The organism is Nocardiopsis metallicus (genome assembly GCF_014201115.1).
In the GTDB taxonomy this organism is placed as follows: Bacteria; Actinomycetota; Actinomycetes; order Streptosporangiales; family Streptosporangiaceae; genus Nocardiopsis; species Nocardiopsis metallicus.
The window spans coordinates 3433980-3459690 of sequence record NZ_JACHDO010000001.1; the positions used below are offsets into that span (position 1 = coordinate 3433980).

The window sequence follows — 25711 nt, forward strand, 5'->3', positions numbered from 1 at the left end:
CCCGGGCCGAGGACGGCCTCCCCGGCGTCTACCGCGCCTTGGCCCGGGTCACCAGCAGGGCCAGGACCAACCCGGAAACAGCGGACAGGGTGGCGGCCGCCGGGACCAGGCCGGCACTGGCGGCCACGGCGAGCCCGCCGACCACCCCGCCGAGCGCGGCACCCACGTACACCGCGCTGCTGAGCACCGCCATGGCCTGGGTCGCGGCCCGTGGTCCGACCCGGGCCAGGGTGAGCGCCTGCACCGTGGTCGGCACCGCCCAGGCCGTGGCGGACCAGCACACCAGCAGCGCGGCGGCCGACCAGACCGGGACCGGCGCGGCCAACCACAGGAGCGCGAAGGCGGCCATCGTCAGGCAGAACGCTCCGCAGGCCAGCCCGAACGCCGACCTGGCGCCGACCCGGTCCACCATCCGACCCGCGTACCGGGTGCCCGCCACCCCGCCGATCCCGGCGGCGACCAGCAGCGCGGCCAGCTGGTGCGGCCCCACCCCGGCCAGCCCGGCGAGGAAGGGCGCCAGATAGGTCTGGAAGGCGAGGTTGCCCGCGACCACCAGCACGATGACCACCAGCAGCCCCACGACGACCCGGTTCAACAGCGGCCGCAGCGCAGCCCGCGACTCGGCGCGGTCCCCCGTCGCCGCACCCGAACCAGAACCCGTTTCTTGCGCCGAAGGGCTCGAGCGTCCCTGACGCCCTGGGCCGTCCGCTCCGTGCGCCTCCGCCCCGGCCTTGGGCTCCCCCGGCGGCGGCGCCCCGACCTCCGACCCCGCGCGGCCGGTCAGGGGCTGGTCCTGCCCGCTCCCCAACCCGGGTGTTCCACGTGCTCCGGACCCGGGTCTCGGTAGTGACCGGGCCGCCAGAACCAGTGCGAGTGCTCCGAGCAGGCCGCAGGAGACGAACGTGGCCCGCCAGCCCAAGGCAGCGCCGATCCAGGTCCCGGCGGGGACCCCCAGCAGGATCGCGCCGGTCAGGCCGGTCATCACCGTGGCCAGGTAGCGGCCCCGGTGTTCCTCCGGGGCCCGGGTGGTCGCCGCGGCCAGCGCGGCGGGCAGCGCCACGGCGGCGGCAAGGGCCGCCACCACCCGTAGCGCCATCAGCGCCCCGAACCCCTGCGCCCACGGCACCGCCAGGTTGGCGAGGGTGAAGGCGGCCAGGGCCACCGGCAGTACCCCGCGCGTTGGAAGCCGGGCGAGCAGCACCGCCCAGAGCGGGGCGGTGAGGGCGTAGACCAGCGAGTAGACGGTGACCAACTGCCCCGCCGCGGTTTCGGAGACTCCCACGTCCGAGGCGAGGGCGGGCAGGACTCCGATGACGATGAAGTCGTCGGTCTGCACGGTGAACGCGGCCAGGGTGAGCGCCAGCAGCCAGGTGGGGAGAGCACGCATCCAATAAAGGTAACACTTGTTACCCAAATGCTTGTGTCAGAGTTGGGGCCGTTGGGAGCAGGAGGTACACATGGCTCGGAAGGCCGACCCCACAAGGCGCCGCGAGGTCCTGGACGCCGTGATCGAACAGCTCGCGCACACCGGGATCAGCGGGTTCACGCTGCGCGGCCTCGCTCAGGGACTGGGGCAGAGCACGCGCGTGCTCACCCACCACTTCGCCGACCGCGAGGACCTGCTGTCGGCGGTCCTGGCCCGACTGGACGAGCGCCAGCACCGATCCCTGCGCGCCACCCGCGGCTGGGAGGACCCCGCCGTCCCGGTCGGCGACATCGTTCGCGAGGCCTGGCGGCGCAACCTCGGCGACGAAGAACTACCCATGACCCGGCTCGTCCGGGAGATCGAGGGGCTGGCCGCCGCGGGGCGCCTGCCCGCCGCCGGTGCGGGGTTCGTGCGCGGGCGCGCGGAGTTCGTCGCCTCCTGCCTGACCCTGCGGGAGGTGCCCGCCGACCGGGCCCTCACCCTGGCCACCCTGCTGAACTCGGCCTTCTCCGGACTGGAGACCGACTACCTCGTCACCGGCGACCGGGGGCGCGGCGAGAGCGGCCTGGACCTGCTGTGCGAGTGGATCGACTCCATGGCGCCCGCCCGCTGACCCGCCCCCGCCCCCGCTGACCGGCCCGCGACTCCCCCGGCGGCCGGCCGCCCAGCCGACCGCTCGGGCAGAGCTCAGTCCGAAGCCCCGACCCGGACCTTCTCGTAGACCGGGACGAGCCCGTCGAGGAAGGCCGTCAGCGCCAGCTCGAAGCTGTCCTGGTCGATCTCGGCGGCGACCTCGGCCAGCCGGTGCGCCTGTGACAGGTTCGGGTAACGGTCCTGGTAGACCCGCACGTCGTCATCGAACCCGCGCGCGAAGGAGTTGGTCGCGGCACCCACCACCAGGTACTTGGTGGAGGCCCCGATCATCGTGGCGTAACGGGGCGGCCAGCCGGCGCCCACGAGCCCGCCGTGCACGGCGTCCGCGCGGCGCAGCGCCTCCTCGCGGCGGCCGGGGCCCGCGGAGATCACCGGGAGGAGGTTGGGGTGTTCGGCGAGGGCGGCACGGTAGGACCGCGCCCACACCACCAGCCCCTCGCGCCAGTCTCCGCCGTCGAAACCGGAGACGTCGATGTGCGTGGTGACCTCCTCGGCCACCTCGCTGAGCAGCTCCTCCTTGGTGCGGTAGTGGCTGTACAGCGAGGCCGCCTGCACGGCGAGCTCCTGGGCGAGCTTGCGCATGGACAGCTTCTCCAGCCCGTCCCGGTCGATGAGCGTGAGTGCGGCCTCGCGAATCGCCGGTTTGCTCAGGATCGGTGTCTTGGGTCGGGCCACGGAAAGGCTCTCCTTCTGCGCTGCGCCGTCGTGCGCCGGTCCATCCGGCACCCGTTGCCGGCTCGTCCGGCGTTCGCGCTGATCATCGCACGGCGGCGATCCGGATTCGGCCCGGTATCGGTGATTCCACCGCAACCGCACACCGTTCGCTCACACCCTTGCGCGGACCGTCCGGGCCAGCGTACCCTCAAATAACCGAACAGCGTTAGGTTATTTGGGAGCAGCCGTGATCGATTTCTCACTGAGCGAAGAGCAGCGCGCCATCCAGAGCTGGGTGCGGACCTTCGTCGAGCGGGAGCTGATGCCGCTGGAGAACGAGGCGCTGCGCCGCGAGCGCGAGGGCCACCCGCCCGGCCTGACCCGCGAGGAGAGCACCCGCCTGCGCGCGCTCGCCCGCAAGTCCGACTTCTGGGGTGTGGCCACCCCCGAGGAGTACGGCGGCATGGGCCTGGACCCGATCAGCGAGGCCCTCATCGAGATCGAACTCGGCCGGACCTTCCTCACCTTCAAGTTCGGCGGCGAGGCCGACAACATCCTCTACTACGCCAACGAGGCGCAGAAGCGCACCTACCTGCTCCCCACCATCGAGGGCGAGCGCAAGTCCTGCTTCGCCATCACCGAACCCGGTGCGGGCTCCGACGCCAAGGCCATCCGCACCAAGGCCGTACGCGAGGGCGATGCATGGGTGATCAACGGTGAGAAGACCTTCATCACCGGCGGCGAGGAGGCCGACTTCGCCATGGTCTTCGCGGTCACCGACCCCGAGAAGGGCGCCAACGGCGGTGTGACATGCTTCCTCGTCGACCGCGACATGGGCTGGACCTCCGAGCCCATCGACACGATGGGAGAGCGGCGCCCGGCCGCGCTCATCTTCCAGGACGTGCGCGTCCCGCACGAGAACATCCTCGGTGAGGAGGGCCAGGGTTTCGCCCTCGCCATGAAGTGGATCGGCAAGGGCCGCTACCTGCTGCCCGCCAGGGCGCTGGGCGGCTGCGAGCGCCTGCTCGACATGGGCATCGAGTACGCCAAGACCCGCGAGACCTTCGGCGCGCCCATCGCCGACCGGCAGGCCATCCAGTGGATGATCGCCGACTCCCAGACCGAGATCGAGGCGCTGCGCCTGCTGGTGCTGCACGCCGCCTGGCAGGTGTCCCAGGGCAGGGACTCCCGGCACGCGCAGTCCATCGCCAAGCTCTTCGGCGGGGTGAAGGCCAACGAGATCGTGGACCGCGTCATGCAGATCCACGGCGGCATGGGCTACACCCGTGAACTGCCCATCGAGCGCTTCTACCGGGACCTTCGGCTGCTGCGCATCTTCGAGGGCACCGACGAGATCCAGCGCCGCACGATCGCCCGCGACCTGCTCAAGGGCCATGTAAAGGTGGGCGCAACCCTCGGGTAGCCCGCGGGAGCCAGAAAGGGCCCGTGCCGCGCGTGTGAACAGTTCACGCAGTTCAAGTGCGGCACGGGCCCTCGTGTTCGTCACGGGGTCCGGTGACCGAACCTCGTGACGGGATCTGACGAAACCTAGTTGACGCCGACCAGGTCGACGACGAACACCAGGGTCTCCCCCGGCTTGATGACGCCGCCGGCGCCGCGGTCACCGTAGGCCAGGTGCGGCGGGATGACCAACTGACGGCGGCCGCCGACACGCATGCCCAGGACACCCTGGTCCCAGCCGGGGATGACCTGACCGGCGCCCAGCTTGAAGCGGAGCGGCTCGCCGCGGTTCCAGCTGGCGTCGAACTCCTCGCCGGAGGAGTGCGCGACACCGACGTACTGGACGCTGACGGTGTTGCCGTGCCCGGCCTGGTCGCCCTCGCCGACGGTGATGTCGGTGATCTTCAGGTCCGCGGGCGCCGGGCCCTCGATGAAGTCGATCTCAGGACGCTCAAGCGCCATAGTGGTTCCCCCTAGTTACTGACGTGAACAGAGGGGCCCAGGCTATCGCTGATGACCGGTACTGCCCGCGCTCCCGTAGGACCGACCGCGCTGGCGGGTGCGGCCGGGGTTCAGGAAACAGGGGCTCAGGAATCCGTCGCGGCCCGGTCGGACTCGCTGCGCAGAACACAGAACTCGTTGCCCTCCGGGTCGGCGAGGACCACCCAGCCCGATCCGTCGGGGTTGCGGTGGTCACCGACGAAGGTGGCGCCGATGCCCAGCAGCCGCTCCACCTCCTGCTCACGCGAGGTCTCCGGGCGCAGGCACAGGTGGATCCGGTTCTTGGACCTCTTGGCCTCGGGCACCTGGTTGAAGTGCAGCACGGGGCCCTCCGCCAGCAGCACCTGGGTCTCGTGGTCACCTGGTTCGGACTCCGCGTGCTGCGGCCTCCCGGTCACCCCGCTCCAGAACTGGGCCAGGTTGTAGGCATCCGCACAGTCGATCGCCACGTTGAGCACTGTTGAAGTCATGCGCGCCAGCATTGCCGGTCGCCGCGCCGGGCGCCACCGGATTACGCCCCTGCCAGCGCGTGAGCGCCGGAGTCCTCACCCGTCCCGGTGGTCTCCGACGGTGGCGGCGACGACGTGGCCGTGGCCCTCCACCTTGATCGGGCCGCTGTCGGCCTGGATGAACACCGACTCCCCGCCGCGCAGGGTGACCCCCTCGCCGACCTCCGCTACCAGGTCCACCGTGCCGTGCAGCGCCAGGACCACGGTGGGGCCGTCTCCCGGCAGGTGTGCGGTGATCCGGCCCGGGCCGATCTCGTGCAGCGCGAACTCCGGGGCGGCCGGGCGGAACTCGCGGCGCCCGTCGAGGAACCCCGGCTGGGCGTACGGGATGGGCAGGACCGAGAAGTCCACCACGTCGAGGAGTTCGGGGGCGTCCACGTGCTTGGCGGTCAGACCCGCCCTGAGCACGTTGTCGGAACTGGCCATCACCTCGACGGCGGTGCCCTGGAGGTAGGCGTGCAGGTTGCCCGCCGGGAGGTAGAGCGCCTGGCCCGGCCAGAGCGTCACCCGGTTCAGGAGCAGCGACGCGACCGCGCCCGGGTCCCCGGGGTAACGGGCCGCCAGGTCCACGACGATCTCGGCGTGCGCGCCGCGTCTGCCTCTACCCGACCACTCCTGGACGAACTCGTCGATCATCCGGCACCGGTCCGGGGCCGGAAGGCTCAGCAGGCGGGTGAGGGCGGCCCGGAGCGCGGCGTGGGTGTCGGTGGCGGACAGGTCCTCGCGCAGGGCGTTGGCGAGTTCGTTGTCGAGCCCGCTGAGGTCGGCGACGGTGGCGGCGGGCTCACGGAAGCCGCACAGGGCCTCGAAGGGTTCCAGGGCCAGGAGGAGTTCGGGCTTGTGGTGCGGGTCGCGGTAGTTGCGGTGCGGGGCGTCCACGGGGATACCCGCGCGCTCCTCGGCCTCGTAGCCGGAGCGGGCGCGGTCGGCGTCGGGGTGCACCTGGAGGGAGAGGGGGGCTTCGGCGGCGAGGTACTTGAGGAGGTAGGGCAGGCGGGCGCCGAAGCGTTCGGCGGTGCTCACGCCCAGGACGCGGTGGGGATCCGCCGCGATCAGTTCGGGCAGGGACTTGGAGCCGTCGTCGCAGTGCGCGGTGCTGGGGGCGCCGTGGTGGGCGCCCAGCCAGAGCTCCGCCTGGGGGGTACCGTCGGGTTCGGTGCCCAGCAGGCGAGGGATGGCCGTGCGTGCTCCCCAGGCGTACGGTCGTACCCGGTTGGTGAGCCTGTGCATCCGCTCCCCGCTTTCCCGTCGGCGTGGTCTCACCCCGTGGACGCTCCGGCGAGGCAGGAACAGTCTTGCCAAGAGAATCCTCCCGGTCGACACGGCACGCCCCACATCTCGCGGTAGTGCACACCTCACCTCGCCAGATGGGCAGGCGCCCTGTTCCAGCGCCCGGTAGCGGCAACGAAGTTACTGGGAAGTAAACCACGTTCCCGGACACGTGAACAGCACCACACTGTCACCTTCCAGAGACAACCGCCGATGCCCTCCGGAAGGACTGTCGGTGCCTTGCGGATGACGATCAAATCACTCACGGCAGCGCGGGGAGCACCGCGGGGCGGCACCAGCGGGACCAGGTGTTCGAGGGCCGCCTCTGAGGGGCGGCTTCCCGGCTCCACCAAGCCCGGCACCACCGGCCCCTTCCGGGTCAGCGCTGCCTGCGCACCTCGTCCGAGGCCTCGGCCAACCGTTCCATCACCTGCCGGGTCAGCTCCGGGTCCGGCTGCCCGAGCCCCGCGATCGAGGACATGTACATGCCGTCCCCGGCCAACCGGATCGTCTCGGCGAGCACCGGGTCGGTGAGCTCGGCGTGCAGGAGCTCACCCCAGCGGTCGAACAGCCCCTTGACCATCTCGGCCGCCTCCGGGGGGATGTCCTCCTTGCTGCGCAGCGCGGCGATGACCGCCCAGTACAGCTCACTCTCCGCCGTGCTCTGCGGCAGTGACGTACGCAGGAAGTAGCGGACCACGCCCTCCTCGCTCACCACCGCCTCACGGAACTCCTCCTCCGCCAGCGCCCGGATGCGCTCCATGAGGCCGACCATCATGGCCGCCTTGGAGGGGAAGTGGTAGAGCAGCCCTCCCTTGGACACCTCGGCGGTGCGGGCCACCAGTTCCAGGGTCACCGAGGAATAGCCGTCGCTGATCAGGATGTCCTGCAGGGCGTCGAGGATGCGGTCGCGCGTATTCGATGTGCTCACGATTGACACTGTACCGGCTGGACGGTACTGTACCGGCTGGACGGTTGAAGAATCCCGGGCTGCGCCCGCGCCCCGAGTCCCACTCGCGGTTGCCGCACCCCGGTCGACCAGACTTCCCGCCCACGAAGCCCGGCACGACACCGACTCCCGCCGGGCCCGCGCCCTCACACCGAGCGGCGCGCAACCCACCGATCGATACGAGGGAAAGATGAGTTCCGCCAAGGCCGGAAACGGCGCCACCCGCACGAACGGTGGCAACGGGGGCCCGCCCGCACTCGCGGGGCCCCGCGAGTGGGCCGCACTCGCCGTCCTGGTCCTGCCCGTGGTCCTGATCTCGGTCGACATGACCGTGCTCGGCTTCGCGGTCCCGGCACTGAGCGAGGCGCTGAGCCCCACCTCCGGTCAGCTGCTGTGGATCATCGACATCTACGGCTTCATCCTGGCCGGCCTGCTGATCACCATGGGTTCGCTCGGCGACCGGATCGGCCGACGCCGCCTGCTCATGATCGGTTCGGCCGCCTTCGGCCTGGCCTCACTGCTGGCCGCGTTCTCACCCAACGCCGAAACCCTGATCCTCGCCCGCGCCCTGCTGGGCGTGGCGGGGGCCTCGCTGATGCCCTCGACCCTGTCCCTGCTGCGCAACATCTTCCTGGACCCGCGCCAGCGCCTGCTCGCCATCGCGATCTGGGCCTCCGGGTTCTCCGCTGGCGCCGCGCTCGGCCCGATCCTGGGCGGCTGGCTCCTGGAGCACTTCTTCTGGGGCTCGGTCTTCCTGATCAACCTGCCCGTGATGGCGCTGATCCTGATCCTGGTACCGCTGCTGGTCCGTGAGTCCCGTAACCCGGACTCGGGCCGGATCGACATGCTCAGCGTGCTGCTGTCCCTGGGCGCCATGCTGCCCGCCGTCTACGGCGTCAAGAAGATGGCCACCGGCGGCGTCGACGTCCTGCCGGTCCTGTCACTGGTACTCGGCCTGGCCCTGGGTTACCTGTTCGTGCGCCGCCAGCGCAGTCTCCGGGACCCGCTGATCGACGTGGGCCTCTTCCGCTCGCGCGTGTTCAGCGTGGCCGTGGTCACCAACCTGATGATCGTGTTCTCGATGGTGGGGTCGCTGTTCTTCCTCACCCAGTACCTCCAGCTGGTGCTCGGCATCTCGCCGATGCGCGCGGGCATCGTGCTGGTGCCGGGCCTGGTCCTGTCCGTCATCGCCAGCCTGGTCGCGGCCCGGCTGGCCCGCCACCTGAGCCTGGCCGCGATCATCGGAGGGTCACTGCTCGTCACGGCGGCCGGGTTCGGCACGCTGGTGTTCACCCCGGCCGACGACGTCACCCGCGGCGTCGTGCTCGTGGTCACCGCCTTCGTGCTCATCTCCCTGGGTGTCGGCTTCGCCGAGACGCTGACCAACGGCGCGATCATGTCGGCCGCCCCGCCCAAGCGCGCGGGTGCAGCCTCGGCGATCTCCGAGACCGCCTACGAACTGGGCGGTGCGCTGGGCGTCGCGGTGCTGGGCAGTGTCCTGACCGCCTTCTACCGGGGCCACCTCACCGAGGTGGACGGGGTCCCGGCCGCCGCGACCGAAGCCGCCAGGGAGACCCTGGGCGGCGCCGCCCACACCGCCGCGGACCTGGGCGGGGCCAGCGGCGCCGCGCTGATGGACTCGGCCCGGCTGGCGTTCACCGACGGCATGCACCTGACCTCGGCCATCGCCGTGGTGATCGTGCTCGCGGCTGCGTTCCAGGCCTGGTTCCTGCTGCGCGGCCGAGGCAACCCGGCCGTGGAGCACCAGGAGCCCGTGGTGACCCACCACGGGGCCGCCGAGGCTCCGCGAGAGACCGCGGGGGAACCTCAGGTCCGCGGAGTCACCCAGGGGGCCGCTGCCGCTCAGGGGACCGCTGAGATCTCTGAGGCCTCCAAGGCCTCCGAGTCCGCGAAGTAGCCACGACAGGCCGACGGTGGCCGCGACGTCCCACTCCCCGGGACTGCGCGGCCACCGCCGTGTTGTACCAGAGTTGTCCCGCGCCCCGGTGGCCAAGGGCCCGGGGCACGGGCCCCGGGCAGAAGTCCGGGGCCCGAGCGCTCATGGCAGCCGCAGGAGCTCCACCTCGCCTGTCCCGTCCCACCCCGGGGGCAGCACGGCATAGGCCTCGGCGAGCGCGGCGCCGCGCAGACTGCCCGGCCGGTCATGCCCCACCGCTTCAGCTCGTCCCTCCCGCAGACGCACCGCCACCAGGCAGGCGTCGTCAGGGCGGGCACGCACCTGTCCGACCAGTGGGAACCTCCCCAGGCCGAGCGACGGATCAGGTCGCCCGGACATCGCGCTCAGCAGCGGTACCAGCAAGGTGAGCGAGGCCACCAGCGCGGCGTTCGGGTTTCCGGGCAGTCCCACGAACAGTGTTCCGCCCGCGGAGCCGTCAGCAGGGACGTCCACGTGGGCGAGCAGCTGTGGGTGCCCCGGACGGCAGGCCACCCCGTCCACGACCGTCCGCGCGCCCATCGCCCCCAGCACCCCGCGCAGATGATCAGCGGGCCCCTTCGAGGAGGACCCGCACACCACCACCACATCGCTCCTGGCCGTGGTCAACGCCTCAGCCAGGTCCTCATAACCGTCACCCAGCGTCCGAACCCGCTCCAGGCGGGCACCGGCCCAGCTCACCACCCCGGGCAGCAGCGGACCGATCGCGTCACGCACCACGCCCTCCCCCGGGAGCCCGTTCGTGGCGATCTCGTCCCCGGTGACCAGCACCGTCACCGTGGGCAGTCGCACACTCAGAGCGTCATGGCCCAGGCTCGCCGCCAACCCCAACACCGCCGGGGTCACCTCGGTCCCCGCCGCCAGCACCGTCTCCCCCGGAGCGGTCTCCTCACCCGACCAGCGCACGTGCCGACCTGGCAGGGCCTCACCGCGCACCCGGCCCTCCACCACCTCAGCCAGCTCATAGGGCAGAACCGCCTCGGTCCCCTTGGGCACACGAGCACCCGTGGCGATCTCCACGGCCTCACCCGCTCCCAACGAGAGCCCGGCCACCGGAACCCCGGCCAACTGGGTCCCCACCAGGCCCCAGGGCCCCGGCCCCGCCACCGCGAACCCGTCCATCGCCGATGCGTCGAAGGCCGGCAACCCCACCAGCGCCCGCAGGTCACCGGCGAGCACACCGCCCAGCGCACGCCCCAGCGGGAGTTCACGCACCGGAGAACCCGACTCCTCCCCCAGCAGCCGGGCCCGCTCACGCGCCCGCGCCCAGGAGGTCGCACCTTGGTGGCCGCCACACACCGAACCGTCCGTCACGGGGATGTCCATGCCGCTCCACTCCACACTTTCCGGGTGTGCCCCAGTGTCTACCCGGGTCACATGACGCGGACGCTACCGCCTGCGCACACCCTCGCCGAGGGCCACCGCACCACCCCCGACGAGCTCCGATTTGCCGTCTGTCGAATCTCCGCTAAAGTCTTTATCAGCAGCAAGGCGGGGCCAACGGAAACGGGGGCCGGGCCAAGCAGCAAGCGGACGTGGCTCAGCTGGTAGAGCATCACCTTGCCAAGGTGAGGGTCGCGGGTTCGAATCCCGTCGTCCGCTCGGAGGAGACGCGGGGCGAGCAATCGCCCCACGGGTACTCGGTGGAGTGGCCGAGAGGCGAGGCAGCGGCCTGCAAAGCCGTCTACACGGGTTCAAATCCCGTCTCCACCTCCCAGTTCCACTGGGGCGATTAGCTCAGTTGGCTAGAGCACTACCTCGACACGGTAGGGGTCACAGGTTCGAGTCCTGTATCGCCCACAGGTAAGACGTAAGGCCAGATCTTCGGATCTGGCCTTACGCGTGTCCCCGGTCCCCGTGGTGGGAGGTATCCGGGAGGCCATCCCCGAAGCGGGTTCCTTCGGGAGCCCGCTCTCGCTGTCGCCGCGGTAGTGCTCCTGGAGGATCGGCGCCCTACCGAACAGCCGATCCCGCTCCCGGGGAGTGAGAGCGCCCACACTGCGCGCCCACCGGCTTTCAAGCACGCTGCGTACACGCCGCTCCATCTCCGGGGTCACGTGCTCGTAGACCCGACCCATCCCGACCACCGTGTGCCCCAACCGAGCGGCCCTGGCCACCTCGGGCACGTTCTCCTCGGCCAACCAGGTGCGCTGCGTGTGCCGCCCCGCCTCGTTGAAGGTGATCCCCGCCAGCAACGGCCCCCGCAACCACGACAGCTCGCTCACAGGCACGCCGTCCCACGCAGGCCGCCAGAACCTCTGCCGAAAGTTCCCGCGACGCAGCAGCCCGCCCTGGGGCCCAGTGAACAGGTACTCGTGCTCGCACACCTGGATCAGCTGCGTGTAGAGCCGGTCCAGGAACGGCGGGAGCTGCACCCACCGCTTGCCCGCCGGGGTCTTGGGCTTCTTGGCCACCTCCATCGCCCCGGCGACCTCACGCAGGGGCGTGCGCACCGGGATAGCGCGGTTGACCTCGTCGTAGTCGTGCGGTCGCAGGACGACCAGTTCCGACCACCGCGCCCCGGTGTAGGCGTTCATCAGCGCCAGCACCAACCCGCAAGAGCCGAAGGTGTGGTGCAACCGCATCGCCGCCCGCAGGGACTGGGCGGGGGTGGCGACCTGGCGCTCGCCCACGTACTCCCCCGAGGTCACCCGCACCCCCCGGGCCGGGTTGGCGGGGATCTTGCGGTCCTTGACCGCCACCTCCAGGATCCGGGAGAAGTAGGCGAAGATCGAGGCCACCGACGGCTCGGTGAGCTCCTCGTGCAGGTCCTTCACCCATCCCTCGATCTCCTGGTAGTCGTTGAAGATCGCCCCCAAGGGGTAGTCCTCCCACTGGGGCAGGATGTGCCGGTCCAGATAGGACCGGTACTTGGCGCGGGTGTTGATCGCCAACCGGGCCTTGGTGAACACCCGCTCGGCGAAGGTCCCGAACCTCTCCTCGGCGTGTGCCGGGTCGATCCAGGTGTGTCGGCGGATATCGGTCTCCTGGTCACCGCCCCAGGCCAGTGCCGCCTTCTTGGTCTCGAACCCGGACTCAGAAGCCCAACTCCCGTTGGGCTTCTTGTACTTGACCCGCCACTTCTTACCTCGCTGTTCCGCATACGCCATGCGCATGAACTCCTCATCTGTTGGGGTTAGTCGGTTCTCCTCTGAGTGCATGCGGAACTTCTGATCAGGGACGTGGCCTGAAGTCCTCGACGGACAGGTACGGACCACGGAGGGTCTCTCGGGTGGCACCCAGCTGGTTACCGATGCGGGTAATCGCCCCGCTGCGGCTGACCGGGGCTCGGCTGGCTCATATCCGTAGAGTTTCGAGAACAAGAAGCCGAGCACCGTAGCCTAAGACTCCAGAAACACGACTCCACTGAAGTCGGTACATGCCACGTCCACCGCACCCGGCACGAAACAATCTTCCGGCACGCCAGTGACGTGGCTAACGTGGGTCGGATCCTGCGCTTCCCACCCACGAAGGGCTATCCATGGCTAACCCGACCTCCACAGTGTCCGAGTACTGGGACCGCTACGCCAGCGGCGTCACTGCCGAAGCCGACCTGAATACGGCGTTCGGGTGGACCCAGTGGGAGGGGCATGGTCCCGGCAGGGAGCTGCTTGGGGATGCGGGTTCGGCGTTGGAGCTGGGGTGTGGCCGCGGGGTGGAGGTCGCCGCTCTGGCTCGGGACGGTGTCAGTGCCGAAGGCATCGACCTCTCCCCCGTCCAGGTACAGCGGGCGCGCGAGCGGTGGGGGCCGTTGGGGGCCCGCTTCTACCAGGGTGATGTGGTCGAGTTCCTGGGAGCGGCCGAGCAGCGGTGGGACGCGATCTACTCGGTGTGGGGCGCGCTCTGGTTCACGGACCCTCGTGTGCTCCTGTCCTTGGTCCATGACCGGCTGGCGGCGGGCGGCCGGTTGGTGTTCTCCCATGCCGAACCCGTTCCCGGCTCGCCGGGGCCGCAGGGCATGTACGGCGGCGGGTTTCGCGGTAGGCGGGTGTGGCTGCATCGGTGGGCGTACGAGCCGCAGGTATGGGAGGAACTGCTCCGCGGGGTGGGGTTCGAGCACGCTTGTGTGTGGGTGGAGTCAGCACCGGAGGAAGGTCATGTAGGCACGTTGATCGGTGTCGCCCACTGATGTTGCTTCAGTTCGGTAGACACCTGTGAGCTGGGGTTTTACGCGGCCTGAGACAGCGCCGCAAGCCTGTCTTGAGCAACTTCGGTGTGGCGACGTTCATACTCAGCCGGGCTGAGCTGACCATTGGCCGAATGCCGCCGCCAGGGGTTGTAGAACCCCTCGATATAGGAGAACACCTCCCGCTCCGCATCCGCCCTGGTGGCGAAACGGGTGCGGTCGATCAACTCGGTCTCCAACGACGCGAAGAAGCTCTCGGTGACGGCGTTGTCGTAACACGACCCCGTCCGCCCCGTCGAGGGAGCGATCCCTGCCTCTTCGCAGCGGCGACCAAAGGCCAGACTGGTGTATTGCGATCCCTTGTCCGAGTGATGGATCAGCCCCGGACCGGGACGGCGGGCGGTCACCGCCATGGCCAGCGCGTCGCAGACCAGATCGGCGCGCATGTGAGGGGCCATCGCCCAGCCCACGATGCGGCGCGAGAACAGGTCCATCACCACCGCCAGGTACACCCACCCCTGGTCGGTGGGCACGTAGGTGATGTCCGCGCTCCACTTGGTGTTGGGGGCATGGGCGGTGAAGTCACGACCGACCAGATCCGGTGGGGCTGTGGCCATCCGGTCCTGGGAGGTCAGGCTTTTGCGGCCGGTGCGGCGGTGGACCCCGACCAGGCCCTGGCGGCGCATCAGCCGGGTGATGCGGTTGCGTCCAGCGCGGATGCCGTCGAGCTCGGCCAGGTCGGCCTGGAGCCTGGGGGAGCCGTAGGTGCCGCGGGAGCGCTCGTGGTGGCCCTGGATGCGCTCGGACAGGTCAGCGTCGGAGCGTTCCTTGGCCGTGGGGCCGTCCTGGATTCCCTCTGTGTCAGGCTCAAGTGGGACACCAAGGGATAACCTTCACTAACTGGCACAAGCAGGGCGAGAACAGGCAACCACCACCGTGACGATGACCAACCACGACCTCCACACCAACGATGAAGGGCCTCGAGCCACCCGGCCCAAGCGCCGGACCTTCACCCACGCCTACAAGCTGCGGGTCCTGGAGGAATACGACACCGCACCCGCCGGCGAGAAAGGCGCCCTGCTGCGCAGGGAAGGACTCTACGACTCCAGCATCCAGCTCTGGCGCAAACAGAGAGATGGCGGCGAACTGAGCACCTCACCGGCCGGGGCGACTTCCAGAAAGAAGACACCTGAACAGGTCGAACTGGAACAGCTGCGCCGGGAGAAAGCCAAACTTGAGCGTGACAACGCCCGGATGTCCAAGAAGCTGACCCAGACCGAGGCAGCCATGGAAATCCTGGGAAAAGCACACGCGCTCTTGGAGATCGTGTCCGAGAGCGCGGACTCGGAGAACTCGTAACCGAGGTTCGCGAGAACACACGAATCCAACTCGAACCGCATACCGGCGTCAAAGAGTCCTGTCGCCTGTCGGGCATCAACCGCTCGACCCACTACCGCAACCGGGACCGAAACCCCTCCGCCCCGACCGAACCCGCCAGGACGCCTCCCCCGAACCGGCTGGAGAGCGAAGAACGCGAACACATCATCGCAGTCCTCAACAGCACGAGGTTTCGGGACAAAGCTCCCCGGCAGGTGTGGGCGGCCCTGCTGGACGAGGGCACCTACCTGTGCTCGGTGGCCACGATGTACCGGCTGCTGCGCGAACGCGGCCAGAGCCGGGAGCGGCGGGCCCAGGCCACCCACCCGCCCAAGACCAAACCCGAGCTGGTGGCCCACGCCCCGAACCAGGTGTGGAGCTATGACATAACGAAACTGCGTGGACCCGGCCCGGGCAGGTTCTTCGATCTGTACGTCATGATCGACATCTACTCCCGGTGCGTGGTGCACTGGGAAATCCACACCAGAGAATCAGGCGAGATCGCCGAAGGGTTCATCGCCAACTCCATCGCGGCCAACGGCCAGATCGCCGCCGAAGTGATCCATTCCGACCGCGGTACCGCGATGACATCGCAGCCCGTTTCCGAGCTGCTGTCCATGCTCGGCATCACCAAATCGCACTCCAGGCCGAAGACGAGCAACGACAACCCCTACAGCGAAGCGCATTTCAAGACGCTGAAGTACTGCCCGGCGTTTCCTGACCGGTTCGGGTCCATTCAGGGAGCCCGGCGGTTCTGCCGCAGATTCTTCCAGTACTACAACCACGAGCACTACCACTCCGGGATCGGGCTGCACACTCCTTTCACGGTGCATATCGGCACCGCGCACGCGATTCAGGACAAGCGAGCGCAAGCCATTGAGGCCTTTCGCGCGGCCAATCCGCAGCGGTTCACCCGCAGGCCTGTGCTTCCTGCTCTTCCCGAGGCCGCGTGGATCAACGAGCCGGACATCGTGCCTACCGCACAGCACAGCGCTGACCTGCGTGAAGCGGCCTGACGATCACCTGCCCCTGTCCGATTCGACTTGACACACTCCGATTCGGTGGTGGTGTTTGTAGTAGCCCTGCCGCGATACGCCGAGCAGCCGGGACATCAGGGAGACGGAGTGGCGTGTCTTTTCTTCGTCGATCAGCCGGAACATCACCGACTGGTCTCCCGGACGAAGAAAGCCGTGGCCTTGCGCAGGATCTCGCGCTCTTCGCGCAGCTGGGCGTTCTCTCGGCGAAGGCGGGCCAGTTCGGCCTTGTCATCGCTGGTGGTGCCCTCTGCCTGGCCGGAGTCGATCTTGGCCTGATTGATCCAGGTGCGGATCGTCTGGGCCGAGGGTTCGAACTCAGCTGCCAGGTCCTCGGGGCTACGGCCGGAGCGGGCCAGCGCGATGATCTGATCGCGGTACTCCGGCGGGTACGCAGGGCGGGTCTTGGGCACTTCAATCTCCTCGTTCAATGACAAAGTATCCGAAAGCGGACACCTGTCCACCGAACCGAAGCAAGATCACTCCTTGGGAACGTCAGGGCCACGCATCGCCGCTTCCCGCACGGCCTCGTCTAGCTGAGCGGAGGCCTGCTCCAGCTTCGTGATCTGCCCGTCCCCACAGAACCTGGTCGCAGTATGCAGATGGAACTGCGCCTGGACCAGATCCTCAAACCAACCCTCAACGCGCTCCTGGGAGATGATCGTGAACCCTTCAACGGTGACGGCTGACCGCACATACAACACACGCAAGATGTGGTGGATCGTGCCGTCATAGGCTGCCTGGAGCTGGTCTCGGCGCCACCGCTCCTGTTCCCGTTGGGCCTGTTTGTTCTCCACGAAAAGAGCTCCGCCCAGGAGTGCACCCACCAACCCCATGACCGCTGCAGCCATGCCAGCCTCCGCCTCATTTGGTGTCAGTCCTTCAGTATCGGGCCTTCCTCCGGAATCGGGGATGTCGAACTCGTCGCGAGCGCCCAGGGTGAAGGTCTCAGGGTCGGTCAGTGAGGAGTGAACAGCACTGACCAGGCATGTTAAGAGTTATCTCTGATGATGAAGTCGTCCGGTTTCAGGAGAGCATGCCCATGGGCCAAGACCCGCACCATCCAACCGTCTCAGCGCTGCTCCGCTCCCGGTACGCGTTGGCGAATGTGCGTCTTGAACGGATTTCGGGTGGGCACAGCACGCAGAACTATCATGCCGTGGACAGCAGCGGCTCAGAGGTTTTCGTCAAGGTTTATCCGGAGGGTTGGGACGTCCGAGCCGAACAGCAGGCCATTGCGTTGACGCGGTGGGCCGGAGGCCACGGCGTACCGACAGCCCGTCTTCGAGAATCGGTGGACGGTGAGCTCCTCGCCTGCTCGGGGGCGGTGGCCCTGTCGGTATGGGAGTGGGTGCCCGGAGATACTGTGAGCAGTGGGTTCACTCCCGCGGAGCAGGTGATGGTGGGGCAGGCGCTGGGCCGGATTCATGCGGTGTTCGCGCACCACCGGCTAAGCCGCACGCTGTCTCCGTGGACCGAGGAGTGGTTCTCTGCTGATCTGCGCGAAACAGAGGCCCGTATCGACTCGCTGCTCGGTGTCATTGCCGGGCGTGACTGCCGCGATGAATTCGATGTGACCGCGCGGAGCACACTCACAGACCGTCGGATCATGCTGGCCCAGGTACCTGATCTCCTTTCCGATCTATCACGTGACCTGGGAACTCAGGTGCTGCATGGTGACTTCACCCCTCCGAACCTGCTGTTCGACGAGCAGGGTCTTGCTGCGGTGATCGACTTCCGCCCTCCTGTGCCGTACATGCTCGCCTTCGAGTTGGGCCGAATCGCTTTCGACCCGCGCACCGTCGTCTTGGACGAAGGCTGGATCGACTCTGCAGCCCGACTCATCACTGCATACCTGAGGGAGAACACCGGGATCGCTCGTCAAGACGTGCTGGTCTGTGGTCGGGTGATTCTCGTCCAGATGCTCAGGAGTCTCTACGGCATCGAGCAGCACTACTTGAACCCAGATCCCCGGCAGGCAGCGCTCGACGAGTTCTGGCAGTTGCGTCACCGAGCGGCCGGTCGCCTCTTGGAGAACTTGGAAGAGGTCGAAGCGATGCTCAGTGGCGTCAGTAAGAGGCGTTGATCGTGGATGATGAGGGCAGAGCAGGCACTTACTTCACTCGCCCCGCCCTCTTCGCTGCCTACAGCCGTTGGGGGGTTTCGATGCCCAGCAGGTCCAGGCCGCTCTCGAGGACCGCGGCGGTGTGAGTGGCGAGCGCCAACCTCGACGCGCGTACCTCGTCCTGGGACTTGAGGACCGGGCACTGCTCGTAGAAGCTGCTGAAGGCGGTGGCCAGGTCGAACAGGTAGTTCGCCAGGCGATGGGCCTCCAAGTACTGCAGGGCGGTGTCCATCACCTCCGGGAAGCGCGCTAGCTCCAGGGCCAGCCGGCGTTCGGCGGGCTCAGTGAGCGTGACCGACGCTCCCAGGGGTGGGGTGTGATCGGCGCGGCGCAGGATGGAGCGGATCCGGGCGATGGCGTACTGGAGGTAGACGGCGGTGTTGCCGTCCATGGCCAGCATCCGGTCCCAATCAAAGACGTAGTCCTTGATGCGGTCTGTGGAAAGATCCGCGTATTTGATGGCGCCGATCCCCACGGCCTGGGCGATCTCGGCGCGTTCGGCCTCGCTGAGGTCAGTGCGGTCGGCCACGATCGCGGCGGCGCGTTGAACTCCTTCGTGGAGAAGGTCGGTGAGCTTGAGGGTGGCGCCCGCGCGGGTGCGCAGGATCTTGCCGTCCTCGCCCAGCACGCTGCCGAAGGCGACGTGGTCGGTCTCGGTGGCCGGGCTGACCCACTCGGCCTTGCGGGCGGCAGCGAAGATCATCGCGAAGTGCGTGGACTGGGGGGAACCGACCACGTAGATGAGCCGGTCGCCTTTGAGGTTTTGGGCGCGGTGACGGATGGTGGCCAGGTCGGTGGCATCGTAGCCGTAGCCGCCGTCGCGTTTGCGCACGATGAGCGGCAGGGGTTTGTCCTCGCGTCCGGTGAACCCCTCTAGAAACACGCACAGGGCCCCGTCACTCATGTGGGCCAGACCGCGGCGGGTGAGTTCGTCGGCGACATCGTCCAGGATCGGCTGGTAGGCGCTTTCACCCTGGTAGTCGGCGGGGGTGAGCTGAACTCCCAGCAGGTCGTAGACGGCTTCGATGTGGTGCTTGGACTCGGTCAGGAGCCGTTCCCACAAGGCCAAGGTGTCGGGGTCGCCTGCTTGCAGGGCCACCACACGGGCGCGGGCGCGGTCAGCGAAGTCCTGGTCGGCGTCGAACTTGGTTCGCGCCTGCTGGTAGAAGACGTTGAGGTCGCTAATGGAGAACTCGGTCTCGTGCAGGCCCTCGTCGACCAGGTGCTCGACCAGCATGCCGAAGGGGGTGCCCCAGTCCCCGAGGTGGTTCTGGCGCACGACCTCGTCCCCGGCGAAGGTGTGCATGCGCACGATGGCGTCGCCGATGATCGTGGAGCGCAAGTGCCCCACGTGCATCTCTTTGGCCATGTTGGGTGAGGAGTAGTCCACGACCACACGGCGCGGTGCGCCCTCCGGACGGTAGCCGAACCGTGGATCCGCAGCCAGGGCGGCGGTGTGTTCACTCAACCAGGCGTCGTTCAGAGCCACGTTGAGGAAGCCGGGGCCGGCCACCTCGACGTTGGCGGCCACCGAGCCCAGGTCCAGGTGGTCGAGGATCTGTTCGGCGACCTCGCGGGAGGGCCGTCGGAGCCGTTTGGCCAGGGCCATGGCCGTGTTGATCTGGTAGTCGACACCGTCTCGCTGGGAGGGGCGTACGACGGCCTCGTCGATGGTGATGTCCACCTCGAACGCGGCGGCCACAGCGGCGACGACGCGCCGTCCGAGATCGGCTCCGATGTCTCCTGTCACAGCTTTCCTCACTGTTTGCGCAGTCCCCCAGGCTGCGAGGGCCGGGGTGGATGTTCAGTCTGCCACGCCGTCGGGCGCGACCAGGTGGGGTTTTTCGAGTGGTGGGCCCAGGTGTTCACCGCCGTCGATGTGGATGATCTGCCCGGTCACCGAGGTTACGTGGTCGAGGAAGAGCAGGGCTGAGCCCATGTCGTCCAACCGTGCCGGGGTTTGCAGCGGGGCACGGGTGGTGGCCAGGTGTTCCAGGTGTTCCTGGTCATGACCGGGGGGTGGCAGGACCAGGCCGGGGGCCAAGGCGTTGACGCGGATGCGGGGTGCCAGTTGGCGGGCGGCGAGCAGGGTGTGGGCGGCCAGGGTGTGCTTGGACAGCTCGTAGCCGGGGCGAAGGCTGTCGAGGAGGGGTAGACGGGCGTCGAGCAGGTGCACGACGTGTCCCCCGTGGTCGGGCAGCGCCGCGTAGAGCTGGGTGGGGGCGATCAGGTGCACGGCCAGGCCTTCGTCCAGGGCGGCCAGGTCATCGATTCGGTGTGGGGCGGGGAAGGGTGAGGCGTTGTTGACGATGAGGTCGGGGGGTTGGGGGCCGGTGGCCAGGGTGCGAGCCCAGTGGTGGGTGGCGGTGCGGTCGGACAGGTCCACTCGGTGGGTGATCACCGGTGTCGCGTGCTGCTGGTGAAGGGTCTGGGCCAGCGGGGTTAGGCCGCGGGTGCGGGTGTGCAGGTGTAGGCCGTAGCCGTGTGCGGCCAGGGTTCGGGCCAGGTGGGCGCCGATCCGGTGAGCGGCACCGGTGATCAGAGCCCACCTGGCCCTGCCGCTACGCGACACGGGTCCTCGCGTCGTGGGCTCGGGTGAAGGCCTCGAAGACCGCGGGCGATCCGCCGACGTGACGCATGGGGGCGACCAGTCGGCCGAGTTTGCCGGCCTCGACCGCGGTGAGGGTGTGCAGCTGGTCGGCGACGAACATCCCGTTGGCGGGGTCGCGGGTCAGCCCGGCCACACCTTCGCGGGCTCCTTCGTTGAGGTGCACCCAGGAAGGCCGGCGGGGGACGGTGTAGGCCTGCCGTACCCGGGCCAGCAGATCGGGCGAGGGCGCGGTGGCGAACAGGGGCATGATGTCGATGTCGCTGAAGTAGGGGTGCCAGATTCCCTCTGGGGCGCCGGTCATCGAGCCGGTCAGGGCCAGGGTGACCTGGTCGCTGATCTGGGGATCGAGGGCGTTGGCGAGGTCGGCAACGAGGTGCCGGTGCCGGTCGAGCTCGTCACGGTTCTGCGCGTCGGTGTAGCGGGAGGTGAGTTGGCAGAAGAGCTTCTTCACCACTTGCTCCACGGCCCATCCCGGTTCCAGCTCCAGATCCCGGAGCTCCTCCAGCAGACGGCGCACTCGTGCTCGGTTGATGGGGCCTCCTCCCAGTACGGCGTCCAGGGAGCGCAGCCGTCGTCTGGCCAGCTCGCAGGTGCCGGGGGTGAGAAGGCCGGCGAGGCCTTCCAGGACCGCGGTCGCCACCTTCGGGCGCACCGCCCCAGGTGTCTGGGGAAGGTCATCGGCGTAGAGCCGCAGTTCCTCGACGAGATCAGCGAACCGTGGTGGGAATCGCTCCCACACGGAGGCGGGAGCACTCTCACCGTAGCCCGGCCCGGCGACCACGCGGGTGGCGAAGGCGGGTTCCACAGTGCCCATCAGCTCGGTTTCCTCTGCGGTCCAGTGCAGGTAGGCGGCCACGCCCCACTGGTGCACGAGTTGGCCTTGGACGGCGTAGTTGGCGACCTGGTCGGCGGCACGACGACGCATCACCACCGGGGTGTCACCGCGGCCGGTGGAGCGCTCGAACCGCAGGCGCCGAGCGACCTCCTCCCCCATCACTTCGTGGAGGTGACGCCAGCGCAGTTCGGCGTCGTTGCGCGCACACGCCTGGGCGATCAGCCCGACCTGTTGGCCGTAGTCGGAGGGGTCCACCAGGTGGGACCAACGCACGAACCAGACCGGAATCCGTGTCCCTTCCATCGAACGGTTCAGGGAGTCGTGCAGTTGCGGCCACAGGTCGTCGATCGTGGGGGTGGTGGGCGGAAGCATCCAGCTTCGCGTTACCGCCAGGTCGTCCATGGCCACGACGACCCGGACCGCCCCAGCGTGGAAGAGCCGGTCAGCCCAGGTGGAGCGCAACCGGGAGGCCAAAGCGTGCACCGGGTGGGGGCGTTCGGCGTCCAGGGACGCGAGCACCAACTGGTCGGTGGGGACGAAGTAGCCACCACTGCGTTGACAAGGCACGCACATGATCGCCAGAGCCGTGCTGTCCCACCTCACAGCGCCACCTCGATCCGCTTCAAGACGGACGCGTCAAGGCGGGCAGCGAGCTGGGCGTAGGTGCACCCGAGTTGGGGGTGGGTGTGGCTCCCGATCAGGTCAGCGACGGGTACGGCCACGTGTGCGAAACGGCCCAGATCCGGATGCGGAAGCCTCATAGCGGGGTCGATCAGATTCCTGGCAACGAGCAGATCCAGGTCCAGCGTGCGTGAGATCCACCGCCCGCTCGGAAGGCGAGTGCGACCATGAGCCTCTTCGACTCGCCTCAGGAGCGCCTTGAGGTCGGCCAAGGGGCGGGGCCAGGGAAAGAGCGCGGCGAGGTTGATGAAGTCGCCTGCCCCCTCACCCAGCCCGATGGCCGGGGACCGGTACCAGGGGGAAACCTCCAGTTCCAGTCCCTGTGCGCGCAGATCTTCCAGTGCTGTGGCTACGTGGTGCTCAGGGTCGATATTGGAACCGACACCGACCACCACCGGGCCCGTCATCGGCCCGCCCCCGCGAGGTTGAAGAACTCGGTACGAGTGCGGTCGTCCTTGAGCAGAAGCCCGCGCAGGGACGAAGTGACGGTGGTGGTGCCAGCTGCCTGGACACCACGCAGGGTCATGCACATGTGCTCGGCCTGCATGACCACGCCGACCCCACCGGGAGTGAGGTGCTGCTCCAAATAGGTGGCGATCTGCTTGGTCAGGCGCTCCTGGACCTGGAATCGACGGGAGAACTGCTCCACGACCCTCGCCAGCTTCGACAGCCCCACGATGCGTTCGCCCGGCAGGTAGCCGACCGTGGCCCGACCGGTGAAGGGCAGACCGTGGTGTTCGCACAGGCTGACGAAGGCGATGTCCTTCTGGATGAGCAGCCCGTCGTAGCCCTCCTCGTTGGGGAAGGTCGTCAGGTTGAACTCGCGCGGCTGGAGCAGTTCGCGGTAGGCCGCAGCCATGCGCTCGGGGGTGCGCTGGGTCGTCTCGCCTGCGATGTCCATGCCCAAGGAGCTCAGCATCGCTGCGGCTCCCGCAGCGGCCGACTCCCGTCCCGAGACCGGGCTGGAAAGGACGTGTGGCTGCAGCGAGCTCAGAGGGAGTTCGGTGGTGCTCACGAGGACCCCACCTCCACCTCAGGAGTGAAGTCCGCCGGGGTACGGGTGAGTGTGATGCTGACCGTGTCGGCGAATCGCAGCGCACCGGGTTTGCGCACCCGCACCCGCACCGAAGGGGCGGCATGGTCCACCACCACGATGCGGGCGACGCGGGTGGCCAGGGCCTCGACCGTGTAGAACTCACTGGTTTCCACCGCGGCGATAATGGCCTTGGTGGGGGTGCGGTAGTTCCAGGCATCCTCCAACCGGTCGCTGTCACCGGCAGGAAAGGCATCGGTGGCGATCCTCAAGTCGATCACCACATCACTCAGGTCACGGCGCTCTTCGGTGCTACAGCCGATCCGGCAGCGCAGCCGCAGCCCTTCGACCTCGATCACGTCTTTGTGCACGGGGGTCCTCGCTTCGCTCGTCAGTGAACCGGCGGGGTGCTGCTCTCCACCCAACCCCGCACGGTGGCCCCTTCCCAGAGCACCGCTGACGCACTTTTGTGGCACCGGTGTTGCACAGACCGCACCGGCCGGGGTCGGATGTACTCGACAACAGTCCCCACAACGGCGGGTGAGGCAGTTCGATGGCATCGCGACGTGAGGCCCTGGCCCGACAGCGCAAAACAGCCGGGCATACCCAGGAGAGCCTGGCCGCACTCCTGAAGGTGGATCGGTCCACAGTGGCCCGCTGGGAATCCGGGGCCACCACCCCGCACCCCGGTCAGCGCCCCGAGATCGCTGAAGCCCTGCAGATCACCCGTGCCCAGCTGGAGCTCCTACTCAACGAGCGTCTGCGCACCCCCAACCGTCGAACCGTCCTTGCGGGAGGTGGGGCCCTGGCAGCCGGCGCCCTGGTGCTCCCTGTGATCGGTGCCCACGATTTGCGACGGATCCTGGACACGATCCAAGACGCACGCCAACGCCTGGATGACGAGGCCATCGAGCACTTCGAGCGAGCCATGCGCCAGAGCGCGACCGACGATGGGCTGTACGGTCCGGGAGCTGCGCTGCCCGGGTTGCTGGGTGTACTCGCCGCGATCACCGAGGCGGCCCGCCAGGCGCGATCCGCACAACGCGGCCCTCTCCTGCGGCTGGGGGTTCGAGGAGCGGAGCTGGCTGCGTGGTTCTACCGTGACCTCGGCCAGCCCGCAGCCGCCGACCAGTGGCGCGACCAGGCCATCACCTGGGCGAGGTGTGTGGATGAACCGGCCCTGGAGGCCTACGTACTCCTCCGGCGGGCCCAGGCGGCTTGGGACACCCGTGATGGAGCCACAATGATCCAGCTCTCCACCGCGGTTCTCAGCAACCGCTGGAACCTGCCGTCGCACGTGCGGGCCGAGGCACTGCAACAGCAGGCTCGAGGCCGGGCCATGGTGGGCGAACCGATCGGCGCGATCGCCCGTTCCCTGGACCGGGCGGCCAGTCTGCTCGCCGCCGGCGATGGTGCCGGGTCGCTCTCCCAGCACTACGGCCGCTCACTGTTCGCGCTCCAGGCAGCGCTGTGCCACGCCGAGGCAGGACGGGTAGCGCACGCGGTCGAGTTGTACGAGACGCACCTGCACCCCGACCTGTTTTCCCACCGTGATCACGTCTACTTCAGTTCACTCCAAGCCCTGAGTCTGGCCGATACGGGTTATCCGGAGAAGGCGTGCGAGACCGCGTTGGCGGCCCTACCCGTCGCTCAGGAGGTCGGTTCCCAACGCACCTTGGGTGAGCTGGCCCGGCTACCAGGGCGACTGCGGCCCTGGCACCGCCGCCCCGTGGTACGCGAGACCGTACGGGAACTCACTCTCGCGGCAGGGTGACCCATCGGGAGACCTCCTCGATCACCTCGGCCTGCCACCTCTGGGTCTGGGGGTCTGCGTAACCGGGGTCGTCGTGCACGGCGATACCGTGCTGGGCACCATCGATCTCCCACAGCCGTGCCGAGCCCGAGATCCGTTCCGCTGCGCGCCGGGAGCTTTCCACGGGGATGAAGGTGTCAGCGGTGCCGTGCACGATCAACGTCGGACACCGCACACCTTCCAACGCCTGGTCGGGGCGTAGGTAGAACACTTCGTTCAGCAGACCCCGACCGAGCTTGAAGGTCGGCGAGTGGGAGACGAAACCGTCGCGGACGAGGGCTTCGCCCTCTGCGGGGGCGATACGGTCGTGCGACCAGTAGGGCTTGTCGTCGATGAAGCGTTTCTTGTAATCGATCAACGGGTTCAACAGGATGAGCGAGTCGACGGTCTCGGGGTGATGGGCTGCGTAGAAGGCGCACAGTCCGCCGCTGAAGCTCGCACCGAGCAGGGCAACACGCCCTTCGGCCGAAGGCACCAGCTCTTGGGCGTGGTCGACAGCGGCGCGAATGTCGTTGACCACGCCCGAAAGGGTGAGCTCTCTCTGATCGCCCTGGCTGGCACCGTGGCCTCGCAGGTCGAAGCGGAGCGAGGCCGCGCCCGCTCGTGCGAGGCCTTGTGCCATGCGGGTGAAGAACCCGCCTTCCTCTCGGGTCACCCCGCCGCCGTGGACCAGAACTGCCACACGAACAGGATCCATGC

Annotated in this window: 26 protein-coding genes and 3 tRNA genes; 12 read left to right on the forward strand and 17 right to left on the reverse strand. The window is 68.4% G+C overall.

Translation table 11 applies throughout. The features are described from left to right. Nucleotides 1–28 precede the first annotated feature (28 nt). Nucleotides 29–1387, reverse strand: a complete 1359-nt coding sequence (locus HNR07_RS14935) for an MFS transporter (protein WP_184365522.1) — start codon at nt 1385–1387, stop codon at nt 29–31. Between the two features lie 70 nt (nt 1388–1457). On the opposite strand from HNR07_RS14935, the gene HNR07_RS14940 reads away from it, so the two are divergent. Further along, nucleotides 1458–2039, forward strand: a complete 582-nt coding sequence (locus tag HNR07_RS14940) for a TetR/AcrR family transcriptional regulator (RefSeq protein ID WP_184365523.1) — start codon at nt 1458–1460, stop codon at nt 2037–2039. 74 nt (nt 2040–2113) lie between these two features. Here HNR07_RS14940 and HNR07_RS14945 read toward each other — a convergent pair whose 3' ends face one another. Further along, nucleotides 2114–2755: a TetR/AcrR family transcriptional regulator gene (locus HNR07_RS14945; RefSeq protein WP_184365524.1), complete on the reverse strand. Its 642-nt coding sequence runs from the start codon at nt 2753–2755 to the stop codon at nt 2114–2116. Nucleotides 2756–2981: 226 nt separating this feature from the next. Here HNR07_RS14945 and HNR07_RS14950 point away from each other — a divergent pair, with 226 nt between their 5' ends. Continuing rightward, a complete protein-coding gene (locus HNR07_RS14950; protein ID WP_184365525.1) occupies nt 2982–4157 on the forward strand; it encodes an acyl-CoA dehydrogenase family protein in 1176 nt (391 codons plus the stop codon). Between the two features lie 125 nt (nt 4158–4282). Here HNR07_RS14950 and HNR07_RS14955 read toward each other — a convergent pair whose 3' ends face one another. The 4 genes from HNR07_RS14955 to HNR07_RS14970 form a co-directional block, all read right to left on the reverse strand. Beyond that, nucleotides 4283–4657, reverse strand: a complete 375-nt coding sequence (locus HNR07_RS14955; RefSeq protein WP_184365526.1) for an FKBP-type peptidyl-prolyl cis-trans isomerase — start codon at nt 4655–4657, stop codon at nt 4283–4285. Nucleotides 4658–4782: 125 nt separating this feature from the next. Then, on the reverse strand, nt 4783–5166 hold the full coding sequence (locus tag HNR07_RS14960; RefSeq protein WP_184365527.1) for a VOC family protein: 384 nt from the start codon (nt 5164–5166) through the stop codon (nt 4783–4785). 75 nt (nt 5167–5241) lie between these two features. Beyond that, on the reverse strand, nt 5242–6435 hold the full coding sequence (gene manA, locus HNR07_RS14965) for a mannose-6-phosphate isomerase, class I (RefSeq protein WP_184365528.1): 1194 nt from the start codon (nt 6433–6435) through the stop codon (nt 5242–5244). A 418-nt stretch (nt 6436–6853) separates the two neighbouring features. Beyond that, entirely contained in the window at nt 6854–7405 is a 552-nt protein-coding gene (locus HNR07_RS14970; RefSeq protein ID WP_184365529.1) for a TetR/AcrR family transcriptional regulator, read from the reverse strand. Nucleotides 7406–7613: 208 nt separating this feature from the next. Between HNR07_RS14970 and HNR07_RS14975 the strand changes: the two genes are divergently transcribed. Beyond that, the gene (locus tag HNR07_RS14975) at nt 7614–9341 is read left to right on the forward strand and encodes an MFS transporter (protein WP_184365530.1); all 1728 of its coding nucleotides are present in this window, start codon (nt 7614–7616) and stop codon (nt 9339–9341) included. 141 nt (nt 9342–9482) lie between these two features. Here the strand turns inward: HNR07_RS14975 and HNR07_RS14980 are convergent, their stop codons facing one another. Beyond that, nucleotides 9483–10703, reverse strand: coding sequence for a molybdopterin molybdotransferase MoeA (locus tag HNR07_RS14980; protein ID WP_184365531.1), 1221 nt, complete (start codon nt 10701–10703; stop codon nt 9483–9485). A 203-nt stretch (nt 10704–10906) separates the two neighbouring features. On the opposite strand from HNR07_RS14980, the gene HNR07_RS14985 reads away from it, so the two are divergent. The 5 genes from HNR07_RS14985 (at nt 10907) to HNR07_RS15005 (ending at nt 13506) form a co-directional block, all read left to right on the forward strand. Next, a tRNA-Gly gene (locus HNR07_RS14985) sits at nt 10907–10979 on the forward strand. 40 nt (nt 10980–11019) lie between these two features. Beyond that, nucleotides 11020–11090, forward strand: a tRNA-Cys gene (locus HNR07_RS14990). A 13-nt stretch (nt 11091–11103) separates the two neighbouring features. After that, nucleotides 11104–11177: transfer RNA gene (locus tag HNR07_RS14995), tRNA-Val, on the forward strand. Between the two features lie 768 nt (nt 11178–11945). After that, nucleotides 11946–12101 (forward strand): hypothetical protein, encoded by a 156-nt coding sequence (locus HNR07_RS15000; RefSeq protein ID WP_184365532.1) that lies wholly within the window; start codon nt 11946–11948, stop codon nt 12099–12101. A gap of 757 nt (nt 12102–12858) precedes the next feature. Further along, the gene (locus tag HNR07_RS15005) at nt 12859–13506 is read left to right on the forward strand and encodes a class I SAM-dependent methyltransferase (RefSeq protein ID WP_184365533.1); all 648 of its coding nucleotides are present in this window, start codon (nt 12859–12861) and stop codon (nt 13504–13506) included. Between the two features lie 38 nt (nt 13507–13544). Here the strand turns inward: HNR07_RS15005 and HNR07_RS15010 are convergent, their stop codons facing one another. Further along, a complete protein-coding gene (locus HNR07_RS15010; RefSeq protein WP_184372048.1) occupies nt 13545–14354 on the reverse strand; it encodes an IS3 family transposase in 810 nt (269 codons plus the stop codon). Nucleotides 14355–14445: 91 nt separating this feature from the next. Between HNR07_RS15010 and HNR07_RS34390 the strand changes: the two genes are divergently transcribed. Further along, nucleotides 14446–14862: a hypothetical protein gene (locus HNR07_RS34390; RefSeq protein WP_221318652.1), complete on the forward strand. Its 417-nt coding sequence runs from the start codon at nt 14446–14448 to the stop codon at nt 14860–14862. Nucleotides 14863–14885: 23 nt separating this feature from the next. Then, the gene (locus HNR07_RS15020; RefSeq protein ID WP_184371167.1) at nt 14886–15896 is read left to right on the forward strand and encodes an IS3 family transposase; all 1011 of its coding nucleotides are present in this window, start codon (nt 14886–14888) and stop codon (nt 15894–15896) included. A gap of 143 nt (nt 15897–16039) precedes the next feature. Here the strand turns inward: HNR07_RS15020 and HNR07_RS15025 are convergent, their stop codons facing one another. Together HNR07_RS15025 and HNR07_RS15030 are read right to left on the reverse strand one after the other, a co-directional pair. After that, on the reverse strand, nt 16040–16345 hold the full coding sequence (locus HNR07_RS15025) for a transposase (RefSeq protein WP_184365534.1): 306 nt from the start codon (nt 16343–16345) through the stop codon (nt 16040–16042). Nucleotides 16346–16393: 48 nt separating this feature from the next. Next, nucleotides 16394–16765, reverse strand: a complete 372-nt coding sequence (locus HNR07_RS15030; RefSeq protein WP_184365535.1) for a hypothetical protein — start codon at nt 16763–16765, stop codon at nt 16394–16396. 191 nt (nt 16766–16956) lie between these two features. Between HNR07_RS15030 and HNR07_RS15035 the strand changes: the two genes are divergently transcribed. Beyond that, nucleotides 16957–18000 (forward strand): phosphotransferase enzyme family protein, encoded by a 1044-nt coding sequence (locus tag HNR07_RS15035; RefSeq protein ID WP_184365536.1) that lies wholly within the window; start codon nt 16957–16959, stop codon nt 17998–18000. Nucleotides 18001–18058: 58 nt separating this feature from the next. Here the strand turns inward: HNR07_RS15035 and argS are convergent, their stop codons facing one another. The 6 genes from argS to HNR07_RS35595 are packed head-to-tail and all read right to left on the reverse strand — an operon-like array spanning nt 18059 to nt 23570. Beyond that, nucleotides 18059–19789 carry an arginine--tRNA ligase gene (gene argS, locus HNR07_RS15040; protein ID WP_184365537.1) on the reverse strand — a complete coding sequence of 577 codons (1731 nt, stop codon included), beginning with the start codon at nt 19787–19789 and terminating at the stop codon, nt 18059–18061. Nucleotides 19790–19843: 54 nt separating this feature from the next. Continuing rightward, the gene (locus tag HNR07_RS15045; protein ID WP_184365538.1) at nt 19844–20611 is read right to left on the reverse strand and encodes an SDR family oxidoreductase; all 768 of its coding nucleotides are present in this window, start codon (nt 20609–20611) and stop codon (nt 19844–19846) included. After that, entirely contained in the window at nt 20601–22088 is a 1488-nt protein-coding gene (locus HNR07_RS15050; protein WP_184365539.1) for a hypothetical protein, read from the reverse strand. The genes HNR07_RS15045 and HNR07_RS15050 overlap by 11 nt, the downstream gene beginning before the upstream one ends. Beyond that, the gene (folK, locus tag HNR07_RS15055) at nt 22085–22573 is read right to left on the reverse strand and encodes a 2-amino-4-hydroxy-6-hydroxymethyldihydropteridine diphosphokinase (protein ID WP_184365540.1); all 489 of its coding nucleotides are present in this window, start codon (nt 22571–22573) and stop codon (nt 22085–22087) included. The genes HNR07_RS15050 and folK overlap by 4 nt, the downstream gene beginning before the upstream one ends. Continuing rightward, nucleotides 22570–23160, reverse strand: a complete 591-nt coding sequence (folE, locus tag HNR07_RS15060) for a GTP cyclohydrolase I FolE (RefSeq protein ID WP_184372051.1) — start codon at nt 23158–23160, stop codon at nt 22570–22572. The genes folK and folE overlap by 4 nt, the downstream gene beginning before the upstream one ends. A gap of 17 nt (nt 23161–23177) precedes the next feature. Next, nucleotides 23178–23570 (reverse strand): dihydroneopterin aldolase, encoded by a 393-nt coding sequence (locus tag HNR07_RS35595; RefSeq protein WP_184365541.1) that lies wholly within the window; start codon nt 23568–23570, stop codon nt 23178–23180. Nucleotides 23571–23752: 182 nt separating this feature from the next. Between HNR07_RS35595 and HNR07_RS15070 the strand changes: the two genes are divergently transcribed. Beyond that, nucleotides 23753–24973 (forward strand): helix-turn-helix transcriptional regulator, encoded by a 1221-nt coding sequence (locus HNR07_RS15070; RefSeq protein WP_184365542.1) that lies wholly within the window; start codon nt 23753–23755, stop codon nt 24971–24973. On the opposite strand, the gene HNR07_RS15075 is transcribed toward HNR07_RS15070, so the two are convergent. After that, nucleotides 24954–25694, reverse strand: a complete 741-nt coding sequence (locus tag HNR07_RS15075) for an alpha/beta hydrolase (RefSeq protein WP_312893809.1) — start codon at nt 25692–25694, stop codon at nt 24954–24956. The two genes, HNR07_RS15070 and HNR07_RS15075, sit on opposite strands and share 20 nt — an antisense overlap. Between the last annotated feature and the right edge of the window lie 17 nt (nt 25695–25711).

Coding starts and splice junctions, on each gene's coding strand:
- HNR07_RS15070 (WP_184365542.1), top strand. CDS start 23,753: ATGGCATCGCGACGTGAGGCCCTGGCCCGACAGCGCAAAACAGCCGGG.
- HNR07_RS34390 (WP_221318652.1), top strand. CDS start 14,446: ATGACCAACCACGACCTCCACACCAACGATGAAGGGCCTCGAGCCACC.
- HNR07_RS14940 (WP_184365523.1), top strand. CDS start 1,458: ATGGCTCGGAAGGCCGACCCCACAAGGCGCCGCGAGGTCCTGGACGCC.
- HNR07_RS14975 (WP_184365530.1), top strand. CDS start 7,614: ATGAGTTCCGCCAAGGCCGGAAACGGCGCCACCCGCACGAACGGTGGC.
- folK (WP_184365540.1), bottom strand. CDS start 22,573: ATGACGGGCCCGGTGGTGGTCGGTGTCGGTTCCAATATCGACCCTGAG.
- HNR07_RS15035 (WP_184365536.1), top strand. CDS start 16,957: ATGGGCCAAGACCCGCACCATCCAACCGTCTCAGCGCTGCTCCGCTCC.
- HNR07_RS15030 (WP_184365535.1), bottom strand. CDS start 16,765: ATGGCTGCAGCGGTCATGGGGTTGGTGGGTGCACTCCTGGGCGGAGCT.
- HNR07_RS15005 (WP_184365533.1), top strand. CDS start 12,859: ATGGCTAACCCGACCTCCACAGTGTCCGAGTACTGGGACCGCTACGCC.
- HNR07_RS14935 (WP_184365522.1), bottom strand. CDS start 1,387: ATGCGTGCTCTCCCCACCTGGCTGCTGGCGCTCACCCTGGCCGCGTTC.
- HNR07_RS14960 (WP_184365527.1), bottom strand. CDS start 5,166: ATGACTTCAACAGTGCTCAACGTGGCGATCGACTGTGCGGATGCCTAC.
- HNR07_RS14955 (WP_184365526.1), bottom strand. CDS start 4,657: ATGGCGCTTGAGCGTCCTGAGATCGACTTCATCGAGGGCCCGGCGCCC.
- manA (WP_184365528.1), bottom strand. CDS start 6,435: ATGCACAGGCTCACCAACCGGGTACGACCGTACGCCTGGGGAGCACGC.
- HNR07_RS14980 (WP_184365531.1), bottom strand. CDS start 10,703: ATGGACATCCCCGTGACGGACGGTTCGGTGTGTGGCGGCCACCAAGGT.